General features: G+C 53.2%; 12 protein-coding genes. 9 read left to right on the top strand and 3 right to left on the bottom strand.

Translation table 11 applies throughout. The features are described 5' to 3' along the window. Position 1: 1 nt before the first annotated feature. Positions 2-1,108 carry a hypothetical protein gene (locus LF95_RS17550; protein WP_083607802.1) on the bottom strand — a complete coding sequence of 369 codons (1,107 nt, stop codon included), beginning with the start codon at positions 1,106-1,108 and terminating at the stop codon, positions 2-4. Between the two features lie 227 nt (positions 1,109-1,335). On the opposite strand from LF95_RS17550, the gene LF95_RS17545 reads away from it, so the two are divergent. From LF95_RS17545 to pgmG, 6 genes are all read left to right on the top strand, one after another. After that, positions 1,336-2,211: a division plane positioning ATPase MipZ gene (locus LF95_RS17545; RefSeq protein WP_073956689.1), complete on the top strand. Its 876-nt coding sequence runs from the start codon at positions 1,336-1,338 to the stop codon at positions 2,209-2,211. A gap of 85 nt (positions 2,212-2,296) precedes the next feature. Next, the gene (locus LF95_RS17540; RefSeq protein WP_073956476.1) at positions 2,297-3,025 is read left to right on the top strand and encodes a hypothetical protein; all 729 of its coding nucleotides are present in this window, start codon (positions 2,297-2,299) and stop codon (positions 3,023-3,025) included. A 5-nt stretch (positions 3,026-3,030) separates the two neighbouring features. Then, on the top strand, positions 3,031-3,843 hold the full coding sequence (locus LF95_RS17535) for a J domain-containing protein (RefSeq protein ID WP_073956475.1): 813 nt from the start codon (positions 3,031-3,033) through the stop codon (positions 3,841-3,843). A gap of 120 nt (positions 3,844-3,963) precedes the next feature. Then, a complete protein-coding gene (galU, locus tag LF95_RS17530; RefSeq protein WP_073956474.1) occupies positions 3,964-4,851 on the top strand; it encodes a UTP--glucose-1-phosphate uridylyltransferase GalU in 888 nt (295 codons plus the stop codon). A gap of 60 nt (positions 4,852-4,911) precedes the next feature. Then, positions 4,912-6,231 (top strand): UDP-glucose dehydrogenase family protein, encoded by a 1,320-nt coding sequence (locus LF95_RS17525; RefSeq protein WP_073956473.1) that lies wholly within the window; start codon positions 4,912-4,914, stop codon positions 6,229-6,231. 3 nt (positions 6,232-6,234) lie between these two features. Further along, a complete protein-coding gene (gene pgmG / locus LF95_RS17520; RefSeq protein WP_073956472.1) occupies positions 6,235-7,650 on the top strand; it encodes a phosphoglucomutase/phosphomannomutase PgmG in 1,416 nt (471 codons plus the stop codon). Between the two features lie 216 nt (positions 7,651-7,866). Here the strand turns inward: pgmG and LF95_RS17515 are convergent, their stop codons facing one another. After that, entirely contained in the window at positions 7,867-9,180 is a 1,314-nt protein-coding gene (locus LF95_RS17515) for a D-alanyl-D-alanine carboxypeptidase (protein ID WP_252509816.1), read from the bottom strand. A gap of 248 nt (positions 9,181-9,428) precedes the next feature. On the opposite strand from LF95_RS17515, the gene LF95_RS17510 reads away from it, so the two are divergent. Further along, complete coding sequence (locus LF95_RS17510; RefSeq protein WP_252509815.1) at positions 9,429-10,100, top strand: hypothetical protein; 672 nt, start codon at positions 9,429-9,431, stop codon at positions 10,098-10,100. 140 nt (positions 10,101-10,240) lie between these two features. Here LF95_RS17510 and LF95_RS17505 read toward each other — a convergent pair whose 3' ends face one another. Next, positions 10,241-10,549: a hypothetical protein gene (locus tag LF95_RS17505; protein ID WP_073956471.1), complete on the bottom strand. Its 309-nt coding sequence runs from the start codon at positions 10,547-10,549 to the stop codon at positions 10,241-10,243. Positions 10,550-10,574: 25 nt separating this feature from the next. Between LF95_RS17505 and LF95_RS17500 the strand changes: the two genes are divergently transcribed. Together LF95_RS17500 and clpS are read left to right on the top strand one after the other, a co-directional pair. Continuing rightward, on the top strand, positions 10,575-11,360 hold the full coding sequence (locus LF95_RS17500; protein ID WP_073956470.1) for a hypothetical protein: 786 nt from the start codon (positions 10,575-10,577) through the stop codon (positions 11,358-11,360). Positions 11,361-11,684: 324 nt separating this feature from the next. Further along, positions 11,685-12,011 (top strand): ATP-dependent Clp protease adapter ClpS, encoded by a 327-nt coding sequence (gene clpS / locus LF95_RS17495; protein ID WP_073956469.1) that lies wholly within the window; start codon positions 11,685-11,687, stop codon positions 12,009-12,011. The last annotated feature ends 5 nt before the right edge of the window (positions 12,012-12,016 follow it).

Raw genomic sequence — 12,016 nt, 5'->3', positions numbered from 1 at the left:
GTTATTGACCTGCCTGACGAAAAAAGACCGGCGCGCCGTTGCTGTCCTGGCCTTCGCCCTTGACCTGGCTTGGGTCCGGGCTGTTATAGGTGCCGCGGGCTGAAATGCCGTCCGAACAAAAAATTGCCCAGTTGCCAAACGGCAGGGTAGCACTTTGATACCGTCCGCCCTGATGTTGCCAGTATCCTTCGCAGTGGCGATCCCCGCTATCGACAATCATGGTGCCTTCACCGGCCGGTTTGTCAAATTTCAGCACACCATATCCGGTCTGGTTGCCCCAGTTTGTTGTAATACCAATCCCCTGGTCGGGGGCTATGGCCGGGGCCTTTTGTGTTGCCGCTGGCGGCGAGGTGGATGGCGATGCCGACAGCGGGGCACCTTCCTGTGTCGTTACCGGCACGTTGCCCTCGGTTTGCAGAGGTGGATTTGTTCCCGGTGCGGTGAGTTGCGGTGCCGGGGCGACCGGCACAGTGGCGCCGGTGTTGTCGGGCAAATTGATCTCAAATCGTAAAAAGAAATCGGCGGCAAAATCGCGTGCCGCGTTTGATGTCATTTGTTGTGCCGGGGCCTGGTGCTGTGGCGCATTTTGAACGGCAATCGGTTCACAGAAATACCCTAAAAGCTGACTGCCTTTTTGATCCGTGCGCAAAGGGTCCCAGCGCCCGGCATAACTGATGCACTGGGCATTGTCTTTGGCAAAGGGCAGGACCTGAATGAGGCCCGACGGGGTTTGATAGGCAAAGCTGTTTCCATTGGCACGGCTTTTTCCCCTTAATTCGTCAAACATATCCAGCAGGCTGGCCGGTGGCGTGTCGGTGCGAAAGGCAAAACCGGGATTGGTTTCGGAAAAGACCGATTCGATAAATATCTGGTTGGCCGTGTGGCTGTCGTCGCTTTGATCCAGCCAGCGCGCAACATAAACCGTGCTGTTTTCACGGATCTGTCGCAAATAGACAGCCGTCGCATTAAATGGTGGGTGATATCGTACCGGGCTTTGCGCCGCGTCGATTTTAAGAAATGCCCCTGCATTTTGGCTGCTGGCCTGCGCTGAGATCCCGATCACGGCAAGTGCCAGGCATGCCGGTATATATTTTTGCAGAAAGGTCACAAACTTCTCCCCCGTTGAGCTTGCTGTCTTTGCGATGCCGATTGCTCTATGTTTAGCGCCAAGACGATAAATTGGCTAGGGTAGAGCCGGTTTGCGCTGTGGCTTATGCGTCTTTATACTTGATTTTTACGCATAAAGGCGTTCATTCACGGGCATTGGGGACTTTTTGGTTTTCAGAACACACTATGACGGAGCAGCGCGTAATGACGGGGGACGCAACCGCCACCATGACCGAAATCAAGGGACAGGGCGACGCACAATCCACAGGCGGACGCGCGAAACGCGCGCATGTCATTGTCATTGGCAATGAAAAGGGCGGGTCGGGCAAATCGACAACAGCGATGCACCTGATTGTTGCCTTGCTGAAAATGGATTTTTCCGTCGGTTCGCTGGATATTGACGCCCGGCAGGGCACATTGACCCGATATGTCGAAAACCGTCAGGCCTTTAATCAGGCACGCGGACTTTCGCTCAAGATGCCGGTTCATTATCCGGTTTATAAAAGCGAGGATAATGACGCAACCGCCGCCAAGCATGATGAACGGGACAGATTTACCCGTGCCCTGGGTGAGCTGGTGTTGAACCATGACTTTGTCGTCATGGATTGCCCCGGCAGTGACAATTATCTCTCGCGGTTGGCCCACGCCTGTGCCGATACCCTGATTACCCCGATCAATGACAGTTACATCGATTTGGATATGCTCGCACGGATTGACCCGGAGACATTGGAAGTCAAGGGGCCAAGCCTGTATGCGGAAATGGTGTGGGATGCCCGCAAGCGCCGTGCTGCGGTTGATGGCGGGTCTATTGACTGGATTGTGATGCGCAATCGTTTGTCACATCTTGATGCCCGTAATAAGCGTGATATCGCCGAAATCATCGACAAGCTGGCAAGCCGCATTCATTTTCGGGTTGCGCCGGGTTTTGGTGAACGTGTGATTTATCGTGAACTGTTCCTGAATGGCCTAACGCTTCTTGATTTGCGTGAAAAGGGCATCGGTATTACGCTGAGCATGTCGCACATGGCGGCCCGTCAGGAAGTTCGGCAATTGCTTGAGGTTATTGGCTTTACACCGGCTGACGGCGAAGAGTTACCGATTTGATGATGCTTCTGGCCTCGGCATTTTGCTGGTTTGATTAAAGCCGGGTCAAAGGTTTCTTTAGGGACAACAAACACTCAGGAACGCAATGGCGGATGATGACGGGGCTGTTTCATCACAATCGAGCAGACAGGATGTCGCGGATTTTTTGAATCGTGCCCGATCTGTCGAGACAACAGCACCCCGCTCCGGCCCGGCGGCGGGACGCATTGTGTTTGCCCTGGATGCCACAGCAAGCCGCCAGCCTAATTGGGACATGGCCGCGCATATCCAGGCCGAGATGTTTGATGCCGTTAGCAAGATTGGCACGCTTGATATTCAATTGGTGTTTTTTCGCGGGTTTGGTGAATGTAAAGCCAGTAAATGGTGTCGCAATGCCAGCGAGTTGCGCGACAAGATGACGGCAGTGCAGTGCCGCGCCGGACATACGCAAATTGCGCGCGTTTTGCAGCATGTGATCAATCAGTCCCGTAAAACGCCAGACCAGCCGGTGGATGCGCTGATTTATGTGGGCGATTGCGTTGAGGAAGATGCTGACGAATTGGGGCACCTTGCTGGAACATTGGGCATGACGGGAACGCGGGTTTTTGTGTTTCAGGATGGTCGTGATGGCGGGGCGGAAACTGTTTTTCGCGACATGTGCCGGTTGGGGAATGGCGCCTTTGCCCGTCTTGACGGCAATGCAGCATCGGTGCTGGCCGATTTGCTGGGCGCGATTGCATCACTGGTTGTGGGCGGGATGGATGCGCTAACGCTTTATGAAAAAACCAGGAAAACCAGTACGATCCGACTTCTGACAGATCAGTTAAAGCGGTAACGCCGATGCAATGGGTGATTTTGGGCTTTGGTCTTTTTGTGGCGACCGGCTTTCTTGTGCGCTGGCTGGCCAATGCAAAGCCGTCTGACATTCGCTATATCGGATTTGGTCTGATTGCCCTGGTGTTGGTGTTGCTCGGGCTTTGGTTGTTATTGACCGGCAAGCTTGCTGCTATGTTTGCGGCCCTTGTTGCCGCCATACCATTTCTTTTTCGTGTCCTCAAATTTGGCTTAATATGGCCATTTTTCAAAAGGATGTTCGGTGCTGCCCGATATCAGGGCAGGGGAACACACCAAAACGGTACTGGTCGTGGCGGTGCCCGAAAGGGACGTTTCTCTGAGATCAGGACGCAGTTTCTGGTGATGCAGCTTGAGCATGAAACAGGCCGCCTTTCAGGATCGGTGATTTCCGGTTCGCTGACAGGGCAGGATTTGGATGGTCTGGGACTTGACGCGCTGCAGCATTTGTATGTTGAATGTTGCAGCGCACAAGATCAAAGCCGTACAGTGCTTGAGACGTATCTTGATCGTCGTAGCGATTGTCAGGACTGGCGGAACTGGGACTGTGTCGGGCGGGCTCAAGGAAGCTCGTCGAGGCAGGAGCAACAAGGAGGCAGTAGCGGATCTCGTTCTGAGGGAATGGATGTCACCGAAGCCCGTAAAATTTTGGGACTGGGAGAAAATCCCAGCCGCGCCGAGATCAATCGCGCCTATCAAACGTTAATCAAGGCGGTACACCCTGATCACGGCGGTTCGGACTATTTGGCATCACGGGTCAATGCGGCGCGACAGCTATTGTTAAAAAACTGTGGCGATTGATATGACCATCTCAAGGGGCAGCTTGATCATCGATCTCGAAATGTGGCAAAAGCGATGTATCCTGCTGCAAACAGAGCGATTTAGCGCATTCGTTGCCGCCAAAAACAAAGGAAATAAAATATGACCAAGCGAATTAAAAAGGCGGTTTTCCCGGTTGCGGGCATGGGGACCCGGTTTTTGCCTGCAACCAAGGCAATGCCCAAGGAAATGCTGCCGGTTGTTGACAAGCCGCTGATCCAGTATGCGGTGGATGAAGCGATTGCGGCGGGCATTGAAGAATTCATTTTCGTGACAGGGCGTGGCAAAACTGCGATCGAGGATCACTTTGACCGTTCGGCCGAACTTGAAGCGATCCTGATGGAGCGCGGCAAGCATGATGCCCTTGAGGCCGCCTTGGCAATGATCCCGGAACATGGCCGTGTGACATATACCCGTCAGGGGAACCCGCTGGGCCTTGGCCATGCCGTTTTGTGTGCAAAGTCGCTGATTGGTGATGAACCTTTTGTGGTTCTGCTGGCCGACGACCTTATCCAGTCGCAAACGCCCTGCATGAAGCAGATGGTTGAAAGCTATGGTCGCACGGGCGGCAATATGGTTGCCGTGATGGATGTGCCGCGCGAAGAAACCAAACGTTATGGCGTGCTTGAAGTAGAAGGGACCAATGGTCGCCTTGTTAGCGCCTGTGGGATGGTCGAAAAACCGGACCCCAAAGACGCACCTTCCACGCTGTCGGCGATTGGGCGTTATATTCTGGATCCGGGGATTTTTGATGTTCTGGAATCCATCCCGCGTGGTGCGGGGAATGAAATTCAGCTGACCGATGCGCTGGCGGCCATGATCGGTAAGGTGCCTTTCTATGGCTATCGTTTTGAAGGCCAGCGTTTTGATTGTGGGAATAAGGTTGGCTTCCTTAAGGCGACCCTTGCCTTTGCCTTGGAGCGCCCGGATTTGCGCGACGATATGAAGGCGCTTATTCAGGAATTCGCACAAGGCGACGCTGCGAAATAACAGATTTGTCAAATTTCCGGGGGCGCTGCCCCCGGAAGCGTTTTATGGGGTAAAACATCCATGCATGTTGCAATGATTGGCACCGGTTATGTCGGTTTGGTATCCGGGGCCTGCTTTTCCGAGTTCGGTACGGACGTCATTTGTGTTGATAAAGACGCCTCCAAGATCGAACGTCTTGAGCAGGGCATTATGCCAATTTATGAGCCGGGGCTTGATGTTCTGGTTGAAAATAACGTCAAGGCGGGCCGACTGCATTTTACCACCGACCTTAAAAAGGGGGTTAAAGATGCAGATGTCGTTTTCATTGCGGTGGGAACGCCAACGCGCCGTGGCGATGGGCATGCCGATTTAAGCTATGTTTATGCTGCGGCAGAAGAAATTGCCGAGGCAATGGATGGTTTTACCGTTATCGTGACCAAGTCTACCGTGCCGGTGGGGACCGGGCGCGAGGTCGAGCGGATTATTCGCGCCAAGCGACCGGATGCGGAATTTGCCGTGGTGTCCAACCCGGAATTTCTGCGTGAAGGGTCGGCAATTGGCGATTTCATGCGCCCGGATCGCGTAGTTATCGGTACCAGCAATGAACGTGCCCGCGCGGTGATGTCCGACCTTTACCGTCCGCTTTATCTGATCGAAACGCCGATTGTTTTCACCACCCGCGAAACCTCGGAAATGATCAAATATGCGGCCAATACCTTTTTGGCAGCCAAGATCACCTTCATTAATGAAATTGCTGATCTGTGTGAAAAAGTGGGTGCCGATGTGCATGACGTGGCACGCGGGATTGGCCTTGATGGGCGTATTGGCAAAAAGTTCCTGCATCCCGGGCCGGGCTATGGCGGGTCGTGCTTCCCCAAGGACACGCTTGCTCTTGTTCGCACCGCACAGGAACATAATTCGCCGCTGCGCATTATTGAAACTGTGGTTTCTGTCAATGACAGCCGCAAAAAGGCAATGGCGGATCGTATTATCGCGGCCTGCGGCGGTTCTGTTACGGGCAAAACCATCGGTATTCTTGGTTTGGCATTTAAACCCAACACAGACGATATGCGCGATTCACCCAGCCTGGACGTCGTTCCGGCATTGATTGCCGCTGGTGCCAATGTTCGGGCCTATGACCCCGAAGCAATGGAAGAGGCGGCAAAGCTGCTTGATGGCCTGACATTCTGCGAAGGTGCCTTTGAGACGATTGAAGGTGCGGATGCGATGGTCATTATGACGGAATGGAACGAGTTCCGCGGGCTGAATTTGAAACGCGTGAAAGCTGCTTTGAAATCACCGGTGGTGGTGGATTTGCGTAATGTGTACGAGCCGCGCGAAATGAAAGAAAACGGCTTTGACTATAGCTGTATCGGTCGCGGCACAATCGGAGGCAATTAACATATGACCGCTTCGGATGGCCATAAATTCGACCCGTCCATGCTGCGCGAATACGATGTGCGCGGTGTTGTTGGCAAAACCCTGCATGCTGAAGATGCCCATGCTCTTGGGCGGGCATTTGGCACAATGGTTCGGCGCAGCGGTGGGCAGCGTGTGGCTGTTGGCCGTGACGGGCGCTTGAGCTCGCCCGAGCTGGCCGATGCCCTGATCAAGGGTATTCGCGCGACGGGCTGTGATGTTTTGCGCATTGGGCGAGGCCCGACGCCGATGCTGTATTTCACGGTTTATAACCAGAAAACCGATGCCGGCATCATGGTGACGGGGTCGCATAACCCGCCGGATTATAATGGCTTTAAAATGCTGAATGCCGGTAAATCGGTGTTTGGTGAGGCGATCCAGGAACTGGGCAAAATTGCTGCAAACGGTGATTTTGAAGTCGGTGCCGGTGGTCTGGATGATATTGACATCGAAGAACGTTATATCGACCGTCTGGTCGAGGAATTGGATGTTGATGTTGCCAAACCGATGACCATTGTCTGGGATTGCGGTAATGGTGCTGCGGGTGATGTGGTTCGCCGTCTGACGGACAAGTTGCCGGGCACGCATCATCTGCTGTTTGACGAAATTGATGGCACCTTTCCCAATCATCACCCTGATCCGACGGTTGAAGCCAACCTGGTGGATTTGAAGGCGGCTGTTGCCAAACACAATGCCGATTGGGGTGTTGCCTTTGATGGTGACGGCGACCGTATCGGTGTTGTTGACGGGCAGGGGCGTGTTCTTTGGGGCGATCAGCTTTTGCAGATTTATGCGGCTGACGTGCTGGAGCGTGTTCCCGGTGGTGCCATCATTGCAGATGTGAAGGCTAGTCAGACCCTGTTTGATGAAGTTACCCGTTTGGGCGGTAACGCCATCATGTGGAAAACGGGTCATTCCCTGATCAAAACCAAAATGATCGAGGAAAAGGCACCGATTGCGGGCGAAATGAGCGGGCATATCTTCTTTGCCGAACGGTATTACGGCTATGACGATGCCACCTATGCCGCCGTTCGTTTGTATCGCATTCTGGTGCAAAGCGGCAAAAGCCTTGATACCTGGCGCGATGCCATGCCGGTGGCCGTCAATACTCCGGAAACCCGTATTGAATGCACCGATGATCGTAAATTTGCCCTGATCGAAGAAGTGCGGGACCGTTTGGCCAGCACCGATGCCGAAGTTGATGGCATTGATGGTGTTCGCGTTAAAAGTGATGATGGCTGGTGGCTGCTTCGTGCATCCAATACCCAGCCTGCCATTGTCGCTCGCTGTGAAGCCGCAGACGAAGCCGGGCTGGAGCGTTTGAAAGCGCAAGTAACCGCACAGCTTCAGAAAAGCGGTCTTGAAAGCGACGATTTCTTTGCCCCCGGTGGGGGACATTAAAGAATATCTGATACCCTGATGAGGGGGTGTCCTGAAGGCCGGTGGCAGAGATGCTCCCGGCCTTTTCCTTATTGGGGTTTGTTTGGATGGTGTAATTTACTGCGAAACACAAGGCCCAGGGCAGGGCGATTGGTTTTGTTCTGACGGCAAAGAAAAAGGGCCACCCAATGGGCAGCCCCTAAAATTTATTGTTAATTTTCGGAATTCCCGAATTAATCAGCCCGCATCCCCAGGGGTAACAACCGGTATGCAGGCCATGTTTTGACGTTGTAGTGCGGCACAGGCGCTGCGGGCGTCTTCCTCTGCGCCAAAGCCGATGAGACGGGCGCGATAGACTACGCCGCTATCGGATTCCTGTTCCTGAACGGCTGCCCGGGTTAACCGCAGAATTTCTGGCGCGGTGCGCGCAGCAGTCAAAACAGCTTCCTGGGCACGACGCTGATCGCTGAAAGCGCCAACCTGAATGCCCCAGCCACCGGATGTCGGTTTGATTCGCGCGACAATGGTGTCGGTATCAATATGACCCGGGATCTGACCTTCATTTGCACTGTTGGCCTTGGCCATCAAAAGTTGCGTATCGGCCGGCAGAATTTTTTCTTCCGGGCTGATGCGCGGACGGGGCGGAATGATGTCGCCGTCTTTTTTGAGTTCCATATAGGCTTGGTCAAGCAGCTTTTTCATCTGAGCATCGCGGGAACGTGCCGTTCTGCCACCAAATACCGCCCCGATCAGGCGTTTGCCATCGCGTTTGACCGATGCAACCAGATTAAAGCCCGAAGCATTGATGAAACCGGTTTTGATACCGTCAGTCCCATAATACGACGCCAGAAGATTGTTATGGTTGCCATAAGTACGGTTGCCATAGGTGAATTTCTGCGTCGAAAAATAATGATAATAGTCGCCAAAATCGTTGCGCAGGCGCATCGCAAGACGAACCATGTCGCGCGCCGTTGTCATTTGACCGCGATTGGGCAGGCCAGAAGCATTGCGGAACGTTGTGTTCTTCATGCCAATCTTGCGGGCGGTTGACGTCATCATCTGGGCAAACTTGGTTTCGGTACCGCCCAGATATTCGCCAATTACCACAGCAACATCATTGGCCGATTTTGTAACCAGTGCCAAAATCGCATCATGTACCGTAATCGTGTCGCCCGGCTGAACACCAAGTTTTGACGGTGCCTGGCCCCATGCACGCCGTGAAACGGGCATTTGCGTTGCCAGCGAAACCTTGCCGCTATCAAGCGCATCAAACAGCATATACAGCGTCATGATCTTGGTCAGTGACGCAGGATATACCTTTTGATCAGCGCGATATTCGTGCAGCACTTGCCCCGTATCACCATCGACAATCAGGGCTGTATAGGTGCGGGCAAACGCCGTGTGGCTGTTGGCCGAAACTGCAATTAGCGATAGCAGCACAATCCCTATCACGCACAACAGCCTTCGTGCCGTCATGCGTGATGGCAAAAAGTCATTGGTATCAGGTTGTCTGGTCGGTCTGGCAAAGCCGACGCGGAACATGGAAATCATAAACAATGTCCGGTTAACGAGTATCCCCAAGACGGTTAGGGCCAGCATGTCAGTTCCGACTAAAAAAAATCTTAACGGAATGAATTTTCCTGACAGGACTTAATGCCTTGCCGATGCCCCAATTAAGCGAGAGTGTATGCGTTGTGACCGAGTCTGTCAAAACAGAGGTATTAATGCCCATTAAATTACATAGACCGCACAAGGATCTAGCGCCGAAGCGGCTTGGAATCATTAAGTTTGCCACAGCATTGGCGACAATTGCGATGCTGGGCGGCTGTGCCTACACGGAAAACAGCGATATTGCGAATCCGGTTGTGCGCAAGGCGAGCTGGTTCTCGTATCTTAACGCGGAGGATATCCGTACGGCCTGTTCTGCCGGTCAGGCGGAAGGGCAAATCAGAATCGTTTATAATGCTGACTACTATAAGGAAGTTCGCTCCTTTGATGTATTGCCGCAACCGGGGCATGATGGTTTTGTCGTCGAGTCTCATGTGTTCGGTCCGATTGATGTCAGTGATCTCAATGTTTCGGTGCGCTCTCCGCTTGGGGCCTTTAGCGGTGATCCCGTCCGGAACCAGATTACCCGTCAGCAATATCTGACTCTGACAGACGCCCTCCAGCAGGATGGATTTGGCACGCAGGATCGTGATGGTCTGCGGCTTAACTCAGAAAATTATTATTGGGTCGCCCTTGGATGCTCGGGGCAGCATATGACGCTGGCCGCCTGGACATCGGCAAAGGATGATCTGCGCGATCTTCATTTTCCGGTTGTGCTGGAAAAAATATCGGGCCAGTCAACGCCGCTTCCAGCGGCACCAGATCCTGATGCTGTGAAAAACCCCGATCCGGTCTATGGTAATGACAAGGATTTGCGGGATCGTAATTTTTACAGAACGGTACGCGGCAATAGTTTGCAGTAAATTGGTTTTAAACGGGCTGGCAGTGTCAGCCCGTTTTCTTTGAAAAAGGGCAGTCTGGCAGGATATATCAAGAGAATGTCATGAAAGGAGCCTTGACGAAGGCCCTGTTTCCATCTAGAGTTTTGCTGCATTGCAACATGTCAACGGCGATCCTGAAACTCGTACATGGAGGACGGCACAATGGTGACGACCCCGAAAAAGGTGCCTGAAAAATCCCGAAACGCATCAGCATCGAAGGCTAAAACGACTGCTTCGTCGGGGGCCTCTGCTTCTTCTGTGGAAACAGCGAAAGCCGGTGCTGCATCTGCGAATAAAACTGCTTCTGCTTCCACGTCATCCGTATCAAAAACGCCTTCTGGTTCAAATAAAGCTGCTGGTTCAGCTGCTTCTGCAGCTACTCCGGCCAAAGCTGCTACGCCAACACGGGCTGCGGCAGCAGGGGCCAGCAAGCCTGCCGAGAAATCGGCCGCGATTGTGCGTGAAGCAACCCCAAAGGCGGCCACAGCTGCGAACAAGACCGCTGATGCGGTTAAGGCCGCAACCGAAAAGCAGGTTGAGGCCACCAAGGAAACAGCGCGGAAAGTAACCGAGACGGCATCCGGTGCTGTTGCCAGTGCCGCCGAAAAGGCACCGAAGGCGCCCAAGATTGAGGCGCCTGTCGCAGCCGAAGTGACGACACCGGTTGCAAGTGCCAAGGTGAGCCTGGATGACGGCGCAAAGCCTAAGGGTTTGGCGGTCTCGCAAAAGATTGAAGCGGATCTTCCTATGCCGACAATGCCTGTTTCGCAGCTGTTTGAATTTTGGAATTCGGGCGAAATGGTTGATATGGTTTCATCTGCCCAGGAAGCAGCAAATGAGGCCTTGTCTGGTCTGCTTGATGCCGTGTCTGACCATACTGACATGGTTTCTGATGCAGGGGCGCATTTTGCCAGCCAGTATGAAGACTTGATCCAGTCGCACCTGTCGAACTGGGATGGAATGATGCAGGCTTCTTCCAAAATGGCAGATCAGGGCGGGCGTTTTGGTAAGGAGTGGATGTCCTGGATGCAGCGTGAAATGGATGCGCTTCAGGGGGATATCGATGCCCTTTCCAAGGTGGAATCGATTGGCGACATTCAGGAAATCAATGCCCGCATGGTAAAGCGTTTCGTTGATGACGGGATGGCAGAACATTCCCGCTTTCAGGAAATATGGTTTGGCATGTGGAATGACAGTGTTGCCCTGATGGAAAAGAGCTGGTCTGCGAAGGCAGGTCGCTAGAGGGCAGGTTGCTGGCAAGACCATCTATATGATTTGGTTCACGGCCGTCGGGCTTTGCCAAGATAGGGTTTTATCTGCGTAAACGGGCGTGACCTTGGTCACGTCCGTTTTTTTCTTGCGGGTGTAGTGTCACGTATTGTGCGGTTTTGTGTTGTGCCGTGCATCCTAGTTTTTTCACGGCATCTTGCGTGCTTGCAAACGCACCTTACATGACATGTAACTAGGCAATCATTTCGTGGATTGATTTACGGGGCTTTGAAACGCGGTCATGTTGACCTATCATGTTTTTAAAGCACAACTAACAAGGATTCCGGTTAGCAGGTTATGAGTGATCAGGGCAATCAGGGTGACGGCCTCCCTACCACAGGCGTTGTAACCAAAACGCGGCCGAAAACCAAAAAGCCGGCAATGTACAAGGTGTTGTTGCTCAATGATGACTACACACCAATGGAATTTGTCGTGCTCGTCCTGGAGCAGTTTTTTGCCAAGGGACGGGAAGAGGCGACGGCGATCATGCTGCAGGTACACCGTAAGGGTGTAGGTGTTTGTGGTGTGTTTACATACGAGATCGCCGAGACAAAGGTAAACCAGGTCATGGATCTGGCGCGTCAAAACCAGCACCCGTTGCAGTGCACGATAGAGAAGGAGTAGTCATA

The organism is Thalassospira sp. TSL5-1 (assembly GCF_001907695.1).
In the GTDB taxonomy this organism is placed as follows: domain Bacteria; phylum Pseudomonadota; class Alphaproteobacteria; order Rhodospirillales; family Thalassospiraceae; genus Thalassospira.
The sequence above is the reverse complement of the archived record's forward strand: the minus strand, read 5'-3'. Positions and strand labels throughout refer to the sequence as shown.